Raw genomic sequence first — 17,373 nt, 5'->3', positions numbered from 1 at the left:
TTCAGTCAATCACGCGTGACGGCGAGCACGGCCTCGGCCAGTTCGGGCCGGCACACCACCAGGTCGGGCAACAGCGGATCGGGCCGGTTGTAGCGCAGCGGCGAGCCGTCGATGCGGGAGGTGTGCAGTCCGGCGGCGCGGGCGACGGCGACCGGGGCCGCCGAGTCCCACTCGTACTGGCCTCCGGCGTGCACGTACACATCCGAGAGACCCTGCACGACGGAGGCGACCTTCGCTCCGGCCGAGCCCATCTCCACCAACGTGCCGCCCAGCGCGTCGCGCACCGCGAGCGCGATCGCCGGCGGCCGGGTGCGGGACACGACGATTCGCGGGGTTTCGGGTTGCGCCGGCGGAGGGGTGACCGTGGGGGTGGCCAGCGTGATGCCCTGCGCCGGTAGCGCGACCGCCCCGGCGACCAGGTCTCCTGCTGCCCAGAGCGCAACGTGCACCGCCCAGTCGTCGCGTCCGAGTTCGGAGAACTCCCGGGTACCGTCGAGGGGGTCGACGATCCAGACACGTTCGGCGGTCAAGCGCACAGGGTCGTCGGCGCCCTCCTCCGACAGCACCGCATCGTCCGGCCGCTCAGCCGCCAGCGCCTCGGTCAGCAAGTCGTGGGACCGCTTGTCCCCGGCAGCCTTTCGCTCCTGTGGTGTGGCATCCGCGAGCTCTTGCCGGATGTCGAGCAGGAGCCTTCCGGCCGCCGTCGCCAGCCGCGCGGCGAGCTCGTGATCGCTCACTGCCCGCGTTCCAGCAGATCGATCACCATCTGAGCCAGCTCCTCGGGATCGCGGTCGGGCGTCAACCTCAGGTCGGGGTTCTTGGGCCGTTGATAGGGGCTGTCGATACCGGTGAAGTGGGTGATCTTCCCGGCGCGCGCCTTGGCGTACAAGCCTTTCGGATCGCGTCGCTCGCAGTCCTCCAGCGGGGTGTCGCAGAACACCTCGAAGAAGTCGAGCCCGGCCTCGGTGGTCACTTGTCGCGCGAGGGCACGGTGTTCCTCGAGCGGGCTGATCGCGGGCACCAGCACAACCTGCCCGGAATCGGCGAGGATCGCGGCCACATGAGCGAGCCTGCGCTGGTTCTCGGCGCGGTCGGCCATCGAAAATCCGAGGTCGGCGTTGAGGCCGTGACGCAGGTTGTCGCCGTCGAGAACGTAAGCGGGAACGCCTTTTTCGATCAGCTTCTGCTCGACGAGCATCGCCACCGACGACTTGCCCGAGCCCGACAGGCCGGTGAACCACACCGTCCGGCCCTTGCTCAGCCGGTCCTCGGCCTTGCACAGCGACTCGTGCCTGACGGTGTTGGGGCTCGAGGTGCGGGCGGTCACCTGCGGCAGGATCATGCCCGCGGCGACCGTGCCGTTGGTGTTCGGGTCGATCAGGATGAACGAGCCGGTGGTGGCGTTGCGGCTGTACTCGTCGAGCAGCAACGGTTGTTGTGTGCGCAGCGAGATACGGCCCAGCTCATTGAGTTTGAGCGCGGTGACTTCCTTGTCCCGGTGCAGCGTGTTGACGTCGAGGCGGTAGTCCAACGCCGTGACCCGCGTCCGCGTGGTGCGGGTGGTGTGCTTGATGACGTAGTCGCGGCCGGGTTCGAGGGCGGAGCCGTCGGCCATCCAGCAGACGGTGGCGTCGAACTCCTGGGCCACCCGCGGTTGGTTGTTCGGCCGGGCGATGAGATCGCCGCGCGAGATGTCGATGTCGTCGGTGAGGCTGATCGCCACCGCCATCGGGGGGAATGCCTCATCGATCGGTCCGCTGGGCCCCTCGATCGCCGCGATCCGCGACGTCAGGCCGGTGGGCAGCACGACGACGTCGTCGCCGACCTTCATCACTCCGCTGGCGACCGTGCCCGCATAGCTGCGATGGTCGTGATGCTCCAGCGACTGCGGGCGGATCACATACTGGACCGGGAACCGCACGTCGACGAGGTTGCGGTCACCGGCGATGTACACCTCTTCGAGATGGCTCAGCAGCGGCGGACCTTCGTACCACGGCGTCTTGTCGGATTTGGTGACGACGTTGTCTCCGTTGAGCGCCGACAGCGGAATCGTCGTCACGTCGTGGATGTCCAGGCGCGCGGCGAAGTCGTGGAAATCGTCGCGGATCTTCTCGAACCGCTCTCTGTCCCAGCCGATCAGGTCCATCTTGTTGACGGCGAGGACGATGTGCCGGATGCCGAGCAGCGATGCCAGGAACGCATGGCGGCGGGACTGCTCGAGCAACCCGTGGCGCGCGTCGACCAGGACGATCGCCAATTGCGCGGTGGAGGTTCCCGTCACCATGTTGCGGGTGTACTGAATGTGGCCGGGAGTGTCGGCGATGATGAATTTGCGCTTGGGCGTAGCGAAGTAGCGGTACGCGACGTCGATCGTGATGCCCTGTTCACGCTCGGCCCGCAGGCCGTCGGTCACCAACGCCAGATCCGTGTAGTCGTGACCGCGTTCCTTGGAAGTCCGCTCGACGGAGGCCAGTTGGTCTTCCATGACGGCCTTGGAGTCGAAGAGCAGCCGCCCGATCAGGGTCGACTTGCCGTCGTCGACGGATCCGGCGGTGGCGATCCGCAGCAGCGTCGCGGCGGGCCGGGTGGTGGCGCCGCGTTCGGCGGTGCGAGTCATCAGAAATACCCCTCCCGCTTGCGGTCTTCCATTCCGGCCTCGGAGATGCGGTCGTCGGCGCGGGTGGCACCGCGTTCGGTGAGCCGTGAGACCGCCGTCTCGGCGATCACCTCGGAAACCGTTGCGGCGTGCGACTCCACGCAGCCGGTGCAGGTGACGTCGCCGACGGTGCGGAACCGCACGGTCTTCTCGATGATCTGCTCGTCCTTGCGCGGCTGTAGGTACTTGTGTACGGCCAGCAGCATGCCGTCGCGCTCGAACACCTTGCGGCGGTGGGCGTAGTAGATCGACGGCAACTTGATCTTCTCGGCGCCGATGTAGGACCAGATGTCGAATTCGGTCCAGTTCGACAGGGGGAACACGCGGATGTGCTCGCCCTTGTGGTGGCGGCCGTTGTAGAGGTTCCACAGCTCGGGCCGCTGGGCCTTCGGATCCCATTGGCCGAACTCGTCGCGGAAGGAGAACACCCGTTCCTTGGCGCGTGCCTTCTCCTCGTCGCGGCGAGCACCGCCGAACGCGGCGTCGAACTTGTTCTCGCGGATCGCGCGCAGCAGGGTCACCGTCTGCAGCGGGTTGCGCGACGGGATCGTCTCGACCACGCGCCCGGCGTCGATGTCGTCCTGCACCTTGGCCACGACCAGCCGGACGCCGAACTCCTCGACGAGCTCGTCACGGGTCTGCAGAACCTCGTCGAAGTTGTGGCCCGTGTCGACGTGCATCACCGGGAATGGCAGCCGGCCCGGGCGGAACGCCTTGAGCGCCAGATGCAGCATCACGATGGAGTCCTTGCCGCCGGAGAACAGCAGCACGGGCCGCTCGAACTCCGCGGCGACCTCGCGGATGATGTGAATGGCCTCGGCTTCCAGGGACCTCAGATGGCTGAGTTCGTAGCGCCCGGCATGGACTTGTTCGGTGGTGGCCGTCATCATTTCCTCGTAAAGTTGGTAGGAATGACCATATTTACGATCATTACCCGGTATTAGACACCGCTGTCGCCCGGGGTGTCAACGCCCGTCGCTTTCTGCGCGACGGTGCGTGTTTGCACACGACATGCCGCCAGAATTCGACGGCTTGCGCACGCTCGAGGCGCCGCGAACGTGCGCTCAGCACTTACCCGCGAGGTAGTTGCCTCATGTCGCGCCGTGCCGATACTCGACCCATGACCACCACTTCCCCGCCCCGATCGGGTGCCGATGTCATGGCGCTTTTCATTCCGCAGTCCCCATTCGTCGCCAAACTCGGCATCGTCGCCGAGCGACTCGACGGCGACGAGGTCCGGTTGCGCCTGCCGTGGGACGCGTCGAACGTGACGGTCGGCGACATGGTGCACGGCGGTGCGATCGCGGCGTTGGCCGACGTTGCGGTGATGGCCGCGGCGTGGTCGCGGGCCGCGGTGCCGGAGTCACTGCGCGGGGTCACCACATCGATGTCGATGCAGTTCCTGGCACCCGCCCGAGCGTGTGACCTGGTCGCGATCGGGCGGGTGCTGCGCCGTGGCAGGACGTTGGTGAACTGCGAGGTCGACGTCGTGACCGCCGACGGTGATGCCGTGGCGAAGGCGATCGCAACCTACAAAGTCGGTTAGCGCACACTCGCGGGCGTCGAGCGCGCGCAAAGTGCCGGAATTTCGCGGCGCGTCGTGCGCAGACACGGGCGCTCGCGCCGCAAGGGAGTTAGAGGGTGACCTCGGTCAGCCGGCCGGTGGCGACGTCGAAGATGAAGCCCCGCAGCGACTCGTGCTTGGTGACGAACGGGCTCGCCTCGATCCGCCTCAGCGACTGCCGCACGTCCACCTCCAAGTCGATGAACGACTCGGCCGCCCACTCGGGTTTGATGCCGATCTCATCCTGGATCTGCTGCTTGAACCCGTCGTCGGTGAAGGTCAGCATGCCGCAGTCGGTGTGGTGAATCAGGATGATCTCCTTGGTGCCGAGCAGTCGCTGGCTGATGGCCAAGGAGCGGATCTCGTCGTCGGTGATGACGCCGCCGGCGTTGCGGATGACGTGCGCCTCGCCGTCGCCCAGACCGAGAATCCGGTAGACGTCGCGACGGGCGTCCATGCACGCCACCACCGCGACGTGCTTGCTCGGCGGCAGCGGCAGCGGACCGGAGAACGTCTTCGCGTACTCCTCGTTGTTCTTCAGATATTCGTCGGTCACGGACACGCCGTCGACCATAGCCAACCCGGCGTGGTTCGCGCGGCAAGAAAATCACGCCGATCAAATATGGACGGCCGCCCCGTCCAGGGGCACAGGGCGGCCGTCGGCCGGATACATCTTCCTCAGTCCACCGGCACGTACAGGTCGTACACCGTGGTTCCGCCCACGGCAATGGGGGTGAACGTCTTCTGCACCCACGTGGCGATCGCGGTGGCGCTCTCGTTGTGTCCGCGGGGTGGGCCGCCGTGGCCGTCCGGGATGAAGTAGCGGACCTCCCCCCGCGCGACGTACGCCTGGAACTGCGCGAGCGTCGGCGAGTTGTCGGACCCGCTGAAACCGCCGATGGACATCACCGATGCCCCCGTCTCCAGTTCGAGGCTGCCCGCAGACATCGAGCCGACGGTCGCGGCCGCCCACCGCGTTCCAGCGGTCCGCAGGAGGTTCTCGAGTGCGGGGTTGTCGTCGGCCGCGCCGGGCGGGCCGTGGGCACCGCGCGGTCCGTCAAAGCCCGCGCCGGGCCCGTGGCCGCCGCTCGGACCGGCGACGGGGATGGGCCCTGCCTGGGTATTGCCGACGGTGGCAAGCGTGTACGCGGCCGGGCCGGCCAGGCCGGCCACCACTGCGGTGATCGCGAGGACCTTGGCCGCCCGTCCCAGCCGGTGTGCCCCGACCACCATCATCGCCGCGGCGACGACGGAGACCACGAGCACCACCCAGCGCAGCGCGGGCCACCACTGCGGTGTCCTGTCCAGGAGGATGAAGACCCACACACCGGTGACTGCCGACATAACACCCAACACCATGCGCGATGCGAGAAACTCTTTGCCGCGCCACAATTCGCTGGCCGCTAGGCCGACTAGCGCCGCCACCGCCGGTGCCAGCGCGACGGTGTAGTAGGGGTGGATGATGCCATCCATGAAGCTGAATACGGCGCCGGTCACGAGCAGCCAGCCGCCCCACATCACGAGCGCGGCCCGCAGGGGCGACGTTCGCGGGCTGTGGCGGGTGAACCACAGTCCGGCCAGCAACCCGATCAGCGCCGCGGGCAGCAGCCACGAGGCCTGGGCGCCCATGGCTTCACCGAACATCCTCCCGACGCCCGGTTCCCCACCGAAGAACAGGTTGTGCCCGAAGCCGGGTCCCCCGGGACCGGGTGCCGGCGGTGGGCCACCCGGGCCGCCGCCGCCGGCGATGCGTTCGATTCCGTTGTATCCCAACGCGAGCTGCAACAGGCTGTTGTCGGTGGACCCGCCGATGTAGGGCCGTGACCGGGCCGGCCACAATTCGACCAGCGCGATGTACCACCCGGCGGAGACCACCATCGCGAGCGCACCGATTGCGAGCTTGCCGATGCGCCGCCACATCCCGACCGGCGCGGCGATCACAAACGCCAGCGCCAGACCCGGCACGACGAGGAACGCCTGCAGCATCTTGGTCAGGAACGCGAACCCGAGTGCGCAGCCCGCCAACGCCATCCACCGAGTGCTCGCGGTCTCGGTCGCCCGCACCACGCAGTAGGCGGCCACCACCATCAGCAGCACCAGCAGCGCGTCCGGATTGTTGAAGCGGAACATCAGCGCCGCGACGGGCGTGACCGCCAGTGCGGCGGCGGCGATCACGCCCGCGACGGGATCACTTGCTCTGCGCACGGCGGCGTACAGCACCGCGACCGAACCGACGCCCATCAATGCTTGCGGTAGCAGCATGGTGAACGCGCTGAAACCGAACAGCCTCCCGGACAACGCCATCACCCACAGCGCGGCCGGCGGCTTGTCCACCGTGATGGCGTTACCCGAGTCCAGCGAACCGAACAGCCAGGCTTTCCAGTCCTGCGTGCCGGCTTGGGCCGCCGCCGCGTAATAGTCGTTGGCCCATCCGTTCGCACCGAGGCCCCACAGGTACAGCACCGCGCTGGCCAGCAGCAGCGCAATCAGCGCCGGGCGGGTCCAGCGCGGCTCGCCCCGATCTGCCGCTACCTCGGACGTCGAGGCCAGCCGCGGGAATGTCTGCGTGATCGTCATCGCCGGGTTTCCTTGCTGTTGCCGCTCTTTCGCATCTTTCGGCCCCTGTTGGGATGGAACACCCAACCGCGCAGCAACACAAACCGCGCCGCGGTGGCCACCAGGTTGGCCAGCACCAACACTGCCAACTCCACCAAATGGTGGGGATGGGCGACCAGCAGGTGCAACGCGGCGAGGGATCCGCTGGTGATACCGAGCGCGATCCCGAACACGATCAACCCCTCGAGGTGGTGTCGGGTCACGTTCGTGAACCCTCCGATACCGAAGGTGAACCGGCGATTGGCCGCCGTGTTGGCTACGGCGGTGGTCAGCAGCGCGATCAGGTTCGCCGCCTGCGCCCCGAGCCAGCCCTGCATGAGCATGAACAGCACGACGTACGCCGCGGTCGAGACGATGCCGACCGCGCCGAAGCGCACGACTTGACGAAACAGCGACCCCGGGACCGCGGATCTCCTCGAGCCGAGTTGGGCGGCGATGTCGTACACCGGAATCGAGCCGTTGGCGAATCCCCGCAGCAATCGTCGGATTCCTCTCAGGTCGGCGGTGGCGGTGGCGATGATGTCGACGCGGCTGTCCGGGTCGTCCACCCAGTCGACGGGCACCTCGTGGATGCGCAGCCCGCTGCGCTCGGCGAGCACCAGCAGTTCGGTGTCGAAGAACCATCCGGTGTCGGCGACATGTGGCAGCAGCAGACGCGCGACGTCGGCGCGGATCGCTTTGAAACCGCACTGTGCGTCGGAGAACTTCGACGCCAGAGTGGACTTCAGGATCAAGTTGTAGCAACGCGAGATGACTTCGCGCTTGGCGCCGCGCACGACCCGGGCACCGCGGCTCAGGCGTGTCCCGATCGCCAAATCGGAGTGCCCGGAGATCAGCGGCGCCACCAACGGGGCCAGGGCATTGAGATCGGTCGACAGGTCGACGTCCATGTAGGCCAGCACCGACGCGTCCGATTCCGACCACACGGCGCGCAGTGCGCGACCCCGTCCCTTCTCTTCGAGCCGTACCACCCGCACATCGCTTAGCTCGGCGGCCAGTTCGGTTGCGACCCGCGGTGTGTCGTCGCAGCTGGCGTTGTCAGCGATCGTGATCCGTGCGGGGAACGGGAAGTGCTCGCGCAGGTGCCTGTGCAGCCGGTGCACCGAGGGGCCTAGGTCGTCCTGCTCGTTGTACACCGGGATCACGACGTCCAGAACCGGGACGCAGGCTTCGCGGGCCAGGGTCGCGGCGTTCGGCCGGGAGTCGAATCGCATCCGTTCGGGGGTGTCACACTCGAGGGCGATGTCTGTCATGGCACTCATGGTCGAGGCGCATGTTGTGTCCCGCGTTGGCCCAACCTGTGCCTGAGCTATGAGTTGCTAGGCAGGTGGGTGAGGTCGTAGACATCCACGCCGTCGATGGTCACCGGCGAGTAATGGGTAGTGACGTAGTCGGCGATGTCCGCGGCATCGCGGCTACCGCTCGCCGTGTGGCGACCGAACGTCATCATGCGACCGCCGAGGAAGTAGTGAATGCGCCGCTCGGCGACCAGCACACGGAACTGCTCGAGCGTCGGCGCGGGATCCGTGCCGTTGAACCCACCGACCGCCATCACCGGGGCACCCGCCGCCAGTTGATAGCCCGCGGCGTTGTTCGAGCCGACGACCGCCGCCACCCACGTGTATCGCCCGGAGTCCGCCCGCAAGGCCGCGGTCAGTTTGGGTCCCGGCTTCGGCGCGTCGAGTAATCCTGGCGGACCGGCGAAACCACGGCCCGAAGGACCGACCGTGGGGATCGCACCGCTGTGCGGGGTTGCGGCGGTGGCCACCGAGAACGCGGCCGGTGGGGCCAGACACGATGTGACCGCCAACAGCGCCACCCACCGTGCCGCCGGCGCAGCGAAATTGCCGGCGACGAGCAGCAGTACGGCCGCGCCGACTCCCCCTACGGCGACCGCCGCGCGTATCCACGGCACCCAATCGGTGTCGCGAGACAGCAGCACCGCCGCGAGGCTCACCGTCACTACGACCGTGACCGCCATCGCTGTCGCCGCACGGACGTCGAAACGGTTCTGCCACACCAGGTTTGCTCCGATACCGATGCATCCCGCGATAGCGGGTGCGAGCGCCACGGTGTAGTAGGAGTGGATGATGCCGCCGGCGAAGCTGAACACCGCGGCCGTGACGATCAACCAGCCGCCCCACAAAATCAGCGCAGTGCGCTTCCGGTCGGTGCGCGGACAGCGCCTGAGGAGGATGAGACCCGCCGCCAGGCACACGAGCGCCGCCGGCAGCAGCCAGGCGATGTCCTGGCCCATCCCGGTGTCGAAGAGTCTGCCCCAGCCGACATCGTGGTCGAGGTTGCCCAGACCTCCGGGCTCGTCTCCGGTGATGCGTCCGAACCCGTTGTAGCCCAACGTCAATTCGGTGATGCTGTTGTGCTGCGAACCACCGATGTACGGTCGCGACGACGCCGGCCACATCTCCACGAGCAGCAGGTACCAGCCGCCCGAGACCACCACGGCCGCCGTGGCGGCAAGCAGGTCGGCCAACCGTCGCGGCCACGGCCGATGGCCCCCGACCAGGTACGCGAGGACGAAAGCCGGCAACACGAGGAACGCTTGCAGCATCTTGGCGAGGAAACCGAATCCCACCGCGGCGCCCGCACCGATCAGCCACCACCGGCTGGCGTCTTGCTCGCATGCGCGTTGCACACAATAGGCCGCGACCACCAACAGGAGCACCAGCAGCGCGTCGGGATTGTTGTAGCGAAAGATCAACGCCGCCACCGGTGTCAGCGCCAAAACCGCACCCGCGAGCAGTCCCGCGCCGCGGCCGGCCACCCGGCAGACCGCGGCGTACAACACCGCCACGGCAGCGACTCCCTCGAGCGCCTGCGGCACCAACACACTGACCGGACTGAGCCCGAACAGTCGCACCGAGATGTCGATGACCCACAGCGCCGCGGGCGTCTTGTCGACGGTGATCGCGTTCGCCGCATCGCTGGACCCGAACAGCATCGCGGTCCAGTCGCTCGCACCGGCCTGCGCCGCAGCGGAATAGAAAGCATTGGCCCACCCGCTGGCCGACAGGTTCCAGAGGTACAGCAGCGCCGTCGCCGCCAACAGTATGGGCAGCCCAAGGCGCGAGCGGTCGCGAAATCGTCGCAGTCTCCGCCGCGCCGGGACGGCGTACGCCTGCTCACGCACGGTCACGAGGACGGTCACCGGGTCAAGTGTGGCCGCACAGGCTACGTGCCGGTATTGCCCCCGCTGTGGGCGAGCTGTGAATCGCCGGGGAAGGTGACCACGAAGCGGGTGTCGCCGGGTGTGCTGTGCACATCGATGGTGCCGCGGTGTGCCTTGACGACGGCCGCGACGATCGCGAGACCAAGGCCGGTGCTGCCCTCGCGCCGGGAGCGCGACGAATCGCCGCGGGCGAACCTCTCGAAGATCTCGGGCTGCAACCAGACCGGGATCCCGGGACCGTCGTCGGCCACCGTCAGCACCGCACGACCGTCCGCCTCCACGGTCAGCGACGTGGTCACCGAGGTGCCCGGCGGAGTGTGGGTGCGCGCGTTGGCGAGCAGGTTCGCCAGCACTTGATGCAGACGTGCCTCGTCGCCGGGAACCACCACCGGCTCCTCCGGAAGGTCCAGCGCCCATTGATGTTCGGGTCCGGCGATGTGGGCGTCGCTGACCGCGTCGACGATCAGCCGCGACAGGTCCACCGACTCTCGCTCGAGCGGTCGTCCGGTGTCGAGCCGCGCCAGCAGCAGCATGTCCTCGACGAGCTGCGTCATGCGCGCGGTTTCGGACTCCACGCGGCTCATCGCGTGGGCGACGTCGTCGGGGACGTCGCCGCGTTTGCGCTGCGCCAGCTCGGTATAACCGCGGATGGCGGCCAGTGGGGTGCGCAGCTCGTGGCTGGCGTCGGCGACGAACTGGCGGATACGGGTCTCACTCGCGTGGCGCGCCGACAGCGCTGACGCGATCCGGTCGAGCATCCGGTTCAGCGCCGAGCCGAGCTGACCGATCTCGGTGTGTGCGCCCGCTGGATCGACTCTGACGATCGGCGTGGGCAGACGCACCTCACCCCGTTCGAGTTCCAGGTCGGCGACCTGTCGGGCCGCATCGGAAACCCTTGCCAGCGGCGCGAGTTGGCGCCGGATGATGAGGAACCCGGCGGTTGTCGCCCCGACCAGCGCGACAGCGCCGACCGCTCCGAAGATGACGGCGACGGTCAGCAACGTGTCATCGACATCGGACAGCGGAAGCCCGGTCACGATCGCCTCGCCGGGCCGATGGACCGATAGCGCGAGCACCCGGTAGCGGCCGAGCCCGTCAAGGTCGACCGTCGCGGGCGAACCCTGTGCCACCCGCGCGAGTTGTTGTGCAGCCGCGACACTGATCTCGCTGCGGGTCCCGTCGGCGGTGATGACTCCCGCGTCGACCGGTTCGCCGTGCGAGATCACAGCGCCCAGCGTGCGGGCGGCCTGTCCCGGCGCGTTGAGGAAGGCGGGTCCCGGCCCGGAGTCCTGCCGGAAGATCATGCGTTCGCGGAACCCGGGCCTCGGAAAGCCGGGCGGTGGAGGTGGCGGGCCGAACTCGAACAGTCCCGCCGAGCGCCGACCCGTCTCGAGCAGACGCTCGTCCAGCTGGTCGGTGAGAAAGTGTTGCAGTGCAAGGACTGTGCCGACCCCGACCGCCGCACACACCAGTGCGAGTAGCACGACCTGCGAGGCGAGCAGGCGGGCCCGCAGCGACCACGTCCGCGCCGAACGGATCCGCGTCGACGGCCCGGCTACGGGCCCGTCAGCGCGCGGGCTTGAGGACATACCCGGCTCCGCGCAAGGTGTGGATCATCGGCTCGCGCCCGCTGTCGATCTTCTTCCTCAGATACGAGACGTACAGCTCGACGATGTTCGAGCGGCCGCCGAAGTCGTAGCTCCATACGCGGTCGAGGATCTGCGCCTTGGAAAGCACGCGTTTCGAATTGCGCATCATGAACCGCAGCAGCTCGAACTCGGTGGCGGTCAACGAGATCAGCTCCCCGCCGCGCGTCACCTCGTGGCTGTCCTCGTCGAGGACGAGATCGCCCACCACGATCTTCGCGCCGCCCGATTCGCTCGCCACGCCGGTGCGCCGCAGCAGCGCCCGCAGCCGCAGCACCACTTCCTCGATGCTGAACGGTTTGGTGACGTAGTCATCGCCGCCGGCGGTCAGGCCGGCGATGCGGTCCTCCACCGAGTCTTTGGCCGTCAAGAGCAGCAGGGGCAGGCCGGGTATCTCCTCACGCAGTTTGCGCAGCACGTCGAGTCCGCTCATGTCGGGCAGCATCACGTCGAGTACGACGACGTCCGGCGGCGTCTCGCGGGCCGACGCGATGGCCGACGCCCCGTCGGTCGCGGTCGCGATCTCCCAGCCTTCGTACCGCAGCGCCATCGACACCAGTTCGGCCAGCACCGGTTCGTCGTCGACCACCAGCACGTGAATCGGCTTGCCGTCGGTCCGGCGCATGTCGACGCGGCCGGATCCCTGTTCGCTGACGCCTGGGGGAACGGAGTTGGCCACGGGCCCATTATCCGCAGCCGCCATGAGCGGTTCCTGTGTCGTTTCTATGCGTCGGCTGTGAATGGATGCACAGCGACGACCGAGCCGACGCACAGCCCGCACATATGGATCGCGGACAGTGTTGAGGCGTGAGTATCGACAACCAGGACGACCGATGGGGTGCCCCCGACCCGCAGGCATCGCGATGGGGCCGGCGCGAAACGGTATTGGCGCTTGCCGTCGCGATGGTGATCGCCGGTCTGGGCGGCGCGGCCATCTACGCCGCCACGGACGGCACGTCGGCCTCCCGGCCGCCGGCATTTCACGGGCCGCCCGACGGACCTCCCGGTCTGCCCGGCTGCCTCCCGCAGATGCCCGGAGCACATCCGGCGGGACTGCATGGTCACATCCTCGGCGACGGCACGAAAGCCGCCGGGGACACACGGCCTGGCTAGCCGGTCGGTGCGGGCTCCGCGGTCACCGGGGGCGTGGCCACCGACGTCGTCGGGGTTTCCGGAGCCTTGCTGTCGGTGACCGTCTCGCCGGTGGTGATCTCCGACGTCGTCACCGGCCCCGGGGTCACGGGAGGTTCGTCATCTTGCGCGGCCGTCGTGGAGGCGACCGAGAACGCCCCCATCGCGAGCAGCGCACTCGTCCCGACCGCCGCCGAGAGCAACTTCACCTGTTTCGTGTTCACTTCGATCTCCGTTTGTCCGGTGGGCGCGATCACCGTCGCGGCCCGTCTAACAGCGCAAACAGGGCTTCGTCGTCGAACCCTTGCGTGGTGGATAACGGAACGGGCGGCCGACGAAACGAACGGAGGCGCTACTTGGCGGCTTCCTCCTCCGACGGCAACGGCGCCGGTCCCTTGATGGTGGGCTTCGCGATTCCGACGACCGGAGCCGTGGCCGGGGTGGAGTGTCTGCTCGTCGCGCCGACCGTCATGGTTGGTGTGGCGGTCGCGGGGCGGCTGGTCGAATGTGCTGCGAGCAACCCGAGCGCGGCCATGGCCACGAGTGCACAGCCGCCGATCACCGCCGCGACTGCCCGCATTCCGGCACCGGGTCGCATACCGCGACGTGTCATCTGAGTTCTCCGTTCGTGGTTGCCCAGTCGCCCCGTCGGCGCGGCCACCGGTGAAATCGCAGATGCCCCCCGACTGAACCAGCGGTTGCTGGACACCCGCTGCGACCGCGGTGAGAGTTCGCCAAAACGGCCAGCTCGGCGCGCTGCGACGGCCCGCATCACGGCCATCAGGGCCGTCATCTCCTAACCTGAGCGCATGCAGCCGACCGACAGACCCCCCGCATGACGCGGTTCCTGGCGCGCCGACTGCTCAACTACCTGGTGTTGCTGGCACTGGCGTCGTTCCTGGTTTTCCTGCTCGCGTCGTGGCAGTTCGACCCCCTCGACAGTTTGGAGAGCCGCAACCCGCGTCCGCCGCAGGCCGTCATCGACGCCAAGCGCGCCGAACTCGGACTCGACAAGCCGGTGCTCGAGCAGTACGTCCACTGGGCGTCCGGCGCCATCCGCGGCGACTTCGGGGTGACGATCGGCGGGCAGCCGGTGACCGACGAGCTGTGGCGACGGGTGGGCGTCAGCCTCCGCCTGTTGGTGATCGGCTCGGTCGTCGGGACCGTGATCGGTGTGGCCGCCGGGGCGTGGGGCGCCATCAGGCAGTACCGGCTCAGCGACCGCGTCGTGACCGTGCTGTCCCTTCTGGTGATCAGCACGCCGACGTTCGTGCTGGCCAACCTCTTCATCCTGGCCGCGCTGGGAGTGAACAACGTGTTCGGGGTCCGGATCTTCGAATACACCGGCGAGACTTCGCCATTCCCCATCGAGGGGGCGTGGAATCAGTTCGTCGACCGGTTGCAGCACCTGGTGTTGCCCAGCATGACGCTGGCCATCTCCTCGATCGCGATCTACAGCCGCTACCAGCGCAACGCGATGCTCGACGTCCTCGGGCAGGACTTCATCCGCACCGCGCGGGCCAAGGGCCTGACGCGGCGGCGCGCGCTGGTCAAACACGGCCTGCGCACCGCGCTGATCCCGATGGCGACGCTGTTCGCCTACAGCGTCGCGGGATTGGTGACCGGCGCGGTGTTCACCGAGAAGATCTTCGGCTGGTACGGCGTCGGGGAATGGATCGTCACCGGCATCGGAAACCAGGACATCAACATCGTCGCGGCGATCACCGTGCTGTCGGCGGCGATGATCCTGTTGGCCGGCTTGCTGTCCGACGTGGTCTACGCCGCGCTCGATCCGAGGGTGCGGGTGTCATGACCGAACCGGCCACGAGCGAAACCTCGACCACCGCGCAGTCCGGTCTCGACACAGCCGGTTTCGCGTCGCGACGGTCGCTGGTGTTCCGCCGCTTCCTGCGCAACAAGCCGGCTGTCATCTCCCTGGTGCTGCTGCTGGTGCTGTTCGTCGGGTGCTACGCGTTGCCTCCCCTGTTGCCCTACAGCTACAACGATCTCGACTACTTCGCGCTGCAGCAGCCGCCCAGCCCCGACCACTGGTTCGGCACCAACGCGCTGGGACAGGACCTGTTCGCCCAGACGCTGCGGGGCATGCAGAAGTCGATGCTGATCGGTGTCTGCGTCGCGTTCATCTCGACGATCATCGCGGCGACCGTGGGCACGATCTCGGGGTACTTCGCCGACTGGCGAGACCCGGCCCTGATGTGGCTGGTCGACCTGATGCTGGTGGTGCCGAGCTTCCTGCTGATCTCGATCGTCGTGCAGCGCACCAAAGGCGACATTCTCTGGATGATCGTGCTGCTGTCGTTGTTCAGCTGGATGATCAGCTCCCGGATCGTCCGCGGCATGACGATGAGCCTGCGCGACCGCGAATTCGTCGCGGCCGCACGCTATATGGGCGTCAGCAACTGGCGGATCATCATCCGCCACATCCTGCCCAACGTCGCGTCGATCATCATCATCGACACGGCGCTCAACGTCGGCGTCGCGGTGCTGGCCGAAACAGGGCTGAGCTTCCTGGGTTTCGGCATCCAGCCACCCGATGTGTCGCTCGGAACGCTGATCGCCGACGGCACGAAGTCGGCGACGACGTTCCCGTGGCTGTTCCTGTTCCCCGGCGGTGTGCTGGTGCTGATCATTCTGTGCGCCAACCTCGTCGGCGACGGCTTGCGCGACGCGCTCGATCCGAGTGCCCGTCAGCTCCGGGGGCGCAAGCGATGAGCCTGCTCGAGGTCCGTGACCTCGCCGTCGAGTTCCCCACGGACTCGGTACCGGTGAAAGCGGTGCGCGGCATGAACTTCGACGTCGGCAAGGGCGAGGTCGTGGCGCTGGTCGGCGAATCCGGGGCGGGTAAATCGGCCAGCGCGATGGCCGTCGTCGGCCTGCTCCCCGAGTACGCCGAGGTGTCGGGTTCGATCCGGCTGCACGGCGACCAGCTGATCGGGCTGTCCGATCAGCGGATGTCGGCGATCCGCGGCAAGGCCATCGGTACCGTGTTCCAGGACCCGATGTCGGCGCTCACCCCCGTCTACACCGTCGGCGACCAGATCGCCGAAGCCATCGAGATCCACCAGCGCGGCGTCGGCCGACAAGCCGCCAGGAAGCGCGCGGTCGAACTGCTCGAACTGGTCGGCATCGCCCAACCCGACCGGCGGGCCAAGTCGTTTCCGCACGAACTCTCCGGTGGTGAACGCCAACGGGTCGTGATCGCGATCGCCATCGCCAACGATCCCGACCTGATCATCTGCGACGAGCCGACGACCGCCCTGGACGTCACCGTGCAGGCGCAGATCCTCGAGGTGCTCAAGACCGCTCGCGACGTGACCGGCGCCGGCGTCCTGATCATCACCCACGACCTCGGGGTGGTCGCCGAGTTCGCCGACCGCGCGCTGGTGATGTATGCGGGGCGTGCGGTCGAGGTGGCCGGCGTCGATCGGCTCTACCGCGATCGGCGCATGCCCTACACCGTGGGTCTGCTGGGCTCCGTTCCCCGCCTCGACGCCGCCCAGGGCGCGCGCCTGATCCCCATCCCGGGGGCACCGCCGTCGATGGCCGCGTTGCCGCCCGGGTGCCCCTTCGCGCCGCGCTGTCCGCTTGCCATCGACGATTGCCGCGCCGCCGAGCCCGAGCTGCTGCCCATGGATTCCGGGTCGGGCCATTCGGCCGCGTGCATCCGCACCGAGCACGTCGTCGGCCGCAGCGCCGCCGAGATCTACGGCGTATCGACGGCCGCGCCCGACGCGCCGTCTACGGCAGAACCCCCGGTGGTGCTGCGCGTCGACGATCTGGTCAAGACCTACAAACTGACCAAGGGTGTGGTGTTCCGCCGCCAGGTCGGTGAGGTGCGCGCCGTCGACGGCATCAGCTTCGAACTGCATCAGGGCCGCACGTTGGGCATCGTCGGAGAGTCCGGGTCGGGCAAGTCGACGACGCTGCACCAGATCCTGCAGCTGACCGCCCCGGAAGGCGGCTCCATCGAGGTGCTCGGCAAGGATGTGGCCACGCTGGACCGGCGCGCCCGCCGAGAGCTGCGAGGAGACCTGCAGGTGGTGTTCCAGGACCCGGTGGCCTCCCTGGACCCCCGCCTGCCGGTCTTCGAAGTCCTCGCTGAACCGTTGCAGGCCAATGGCTTCGACAGGCGGCAACGCGACGAACGGGTCGGCGAGCTGCTCGGCATCGTCGGACTGCGCCGCGAAGACGCCACCCGCTATCCCGCCGAGTTCTCCGGAGGGCAGAAGCAGCGCATCGGCATTGCGCGCGCGCTCGCGCTACAGCCGAAGATCCTCGCGCTCGACGAGCCGGTGTCGGCCCTGGACGTCTCCATCCAGGCCGGCATCATCAACCTGCTGCTCGATCTGCAGCAGCGGTTCGGGCTCTCCTATCTGTTCGTCTCGCACGACCTCTCGGTGGTGCGGCACCTCGCCCACCGGGTGGCGGTGATGTACAAGGGCACCGTCGTCGAACAGGGCGACGGTGACCAGGTGTTCACCGACCCGCAGCACGACTACACCCGCCGGTTGCTGGCCGCGGTTCCGCAACCGCAGGTGAATCGCCGCTAAAG

At 68.0% G+C, this 17,373-nt stretch carries 16 protein-coding genes; 5 read left to right on the top strand and 11 right to left on the bottom strand.

The genetic code is table 11. The features are described from left to right. Positions 1 to 5: 5 nt before the first annotated feature. The 3 genes from RMCN_RS24380 to cysD are packed head-to-tail and all read right to left on the bottom strand — an operon-like array spanning position 6 to position 3,543. On the bottom strand, positions 6 to 737 hold the full coding sequence (locus tag RMCN_RS24380) for a 3'(2'),5'-bisphosphate nucleotidase CysQ (RefSeq protein WP_067394728.1): 732 nt from the start codon (positions 735 to 737) through the stop codon (positions 6 to 8). Then, complete coding sequence (gene cysN / locus RMCN_RS24375; protein ID WP_064413559.1) at positions 734 to 2,617, bottom strand: sulfate adenylyltransferase subunit CysN; 1,884 nt, start codon at positions 2,615 to 2,617, stop codon at positions 734 to 736. Before cysN ends, RMCN_RS24380 begins: the two co-directional genes overlap by 4 nt. Then, positions 2,617 to 3,543: a sulfate adenylyltransferase subunit CysD gene (cysD, locus tag RMCN_RS24370; protein ID WP_064347167.1), complete on the bottom strand. Its 927-nt coding sequence runs from the start codon at positions 3,541 to 3,543 to the stop codon at positions 2,617 to 2,619. Before cysD ends, cysN begins: the two co-directional genes overlap by 1 nt. Before the next feature lie 233 nt (positions 3,544 to 3,776). Here cysD and RMCN_RS24365 point away from each other — a divergent pair, with 233 nt between their 5' ends. After that, a complete protein-coding gene (locus RMCN_RS24365; RefSeq protein ID WP_067394724.1) occupies positions 3,777 to 4,202 on the top strand; it encodes a PaaI family thioesterase in 426 nt (141 codons plus the stop codon). A gap of 88 nt (positions 4,203 to 4,290) precedes the next feature. Here RMCN_RS24365 and RMCN_RS24360 read toward each other — a convergent pair whose 3' ends face one another. From RMCN_RS24360 to RMCN_RS24335, 6 genes are all read right to left on the bottom strand, one after another. Then, on the bottom strand, positions 4,291 to 4,782 hold the full coding sequence (locus RMCN_RS24360; RefSeq protein ID WP_067394786.1) for a beta-class carbonic anhydrase: 492 nt from the start codon (positions 4,780 to 4,782) through the stop codon (positions 4,291 to 4,293). Positions 4,783 to 4,898: 116 nt separating this feature from the next. Further along, a complete protein-coding gene (locus RMCN_RS24355) occupies positions 4,899 to 6,797 on the bottom strand; it encodes an ArnT family glycosyltransferase (RefSeq protein ID WP_067394721.1) in 1,899 nt (632 codons plus the stop codon). Next, on the bottom strand, positions 6,794 to 8,098 hold the full coding sequence (locus RMCN_RS24350) for a bifunctional glycosyltransferase family 2/GtrA family protein (protein ID WP_067394718.1): 1,305 nt from the start codon (positions 8,096 to 8,098) through the stop codon (positions 6,794 to 6,796). Before RMCN_RS24350 ends, RMCN_RS24355 begins: the two co-directional genes overlap by 4 nt. A gap of 47 nt (positions 8,099 to 8,145) precedes the next feature. After that, positions 8,146 to 10,002 carry a glycosyltransferase family 39 protein gene (locus RMCN_RS24345; RefSeq protein WP_084377721.1) on the bottom strand — a complete coding sequence of 619 codons (1,857 nt, stop codon included), beginning with the start codon at positions 10,000 to 10,002 and terminating at the stop codon, positions 8,146 to 8,148. Between the two features lie 23 nt (positions 10,003 to 10,025). Beyond that, positions 10,026 to 11,612 carry a sensor histidine kinase gene (locus RMCN_RS24340; protein WP_064413555.1) on the bottom strand — a complete coding sequence of 529 codons (1,587 nt, stop codon included), beginning with the start codon at positions 11,610 to 11,612 and terminating at the stop codon, positions 10,026 to 10,028. Further along, positions 11,590 to 12,294, bottom strand: coding sequence for a response regulator transcription factor (locus RMCN_RS24335; protein WP_064413554.1), 705 nt, complete (start codon positions 12,292 to 12,294; stop codon positions 11,590 to 11,592). Before RMCN_RS24335 ends, RMCN_RS24340 begins: the two co-directional genes overlap by 23 nt. Positions 12,295 to 12,476: 182 nt before the next feature. Here RMCN_RS24335 and RMCN_RS24330 point away from each other — a divergent pair, with 182 nt between their 5' ends. Further along, positions 12,477 to 12,782 (top strand): hypothetical protein, encoded by a 306-nt coding sequence (locus tag RMCN_RS24330; RefSeq protein ID WP_067394714.1) that lies wholly within the window; start codon positions 12,477 to 12,479, stop codon positions 12,780 to 12,782. Here the strand turns inward: RMCN_RS24330 and RMCN_RS24325 are convergent. Together RMCN_RS24325 and RMCN_RS31140 are read right to left on the bottom strand one after the other, a co-directional pair. Next, complete coding sequence (locus tag RMCN_RS24325; RefSeq protein WP_064347061.1) at positions 12,779 to 13,024, bottom strand: hypothetical protein; 246 nt, start codon at positions 13,022 to 13,024, stop codon at positions 12,779 to 12,781. The two genes, RMCN_RS24330 and RMCN_RS24325, sit on opposite strands and share 4 nt — an antisense overlap. 128 nt (positions 13,025 to 13,152) lie before the next feature. Further along, positions 13,153 to 13,413: a hypothetical protein gene (locus RMCN_RS31140; protein WP_165604476.1), complete on the bottom strand. Its 261-nt coding sequence runs from the start codon at positions 13,411 to 13,413 to the stop codon at positions 13,153 to 13,155. Positions 13,414 to 13,635: 222 nt separating this feature from the next. On the opposite strand from RMCN_RS31140, the gene RMCN_RS24315 reads away from it, so the two are divergent. From RMCN_RS24315 to RMCN_RS24305, 3 genes are read left to right on the top strand one after another with little or no spacing between them, the layout of a single operon-like run. After that, positions 13,636 to 14,613, top strand: a complete 978-nt coding sequence (locus RMCN_RS24315) for an oligopeptide ABC transporter permease OppB (RefSeq protein WP_067394706.1) — start codon at positions 13,636 to 13,638, stop codon at positions 14,611 to 14,613. After that, positions 14,610 to 15,533, top strand: a complete 924-nt coding sequence (locus RMCN_RS24310) for an oligopeptide ABC transporter permease OppC (RefSeq protein ID WP_067394703.1) — start codon at positions 14,610 to 14,612, stop codon at positions 15,531 to 15,533. The genes RMCN_RS24315 and RMCN_RS24310 overlap by 4 nt, the downstream gene beginning before the upstream one ends. Next, entirely contained in the window at positions 15,530 to 17,371 is a 1,842-nt protein-coding gene (locus tag RMCN_RS24305; RefSeq protein ID WP_067394700.1) for an oligopeptide ABC transporter ATP-binding protein OppD, read from the top strand. The genes RMCN_RS24310 and RMCN_RS24305 overlap by 4 nt, the downstream gene beginning before the upstream one ends. The last annotated feature ends 2 nt before the right edge of the window (positions 17,372 to 17,373 follow it).

This window comes from Mycolicibacterium novocastrense (genome assembly GCF_001570485.1).
Classification (GTDB): domain Bacteria; phylum Actinomycetota; class Actinomycetes; order Mycobacteriales; family Mycobacteriaceae; genus Mycobacterium; species Mycobacterium novocastrense.
Note: the sequence above shows the minus strand (reverse complement) of the source record. Positions and strands in the feature narration are given on the sequence as shown.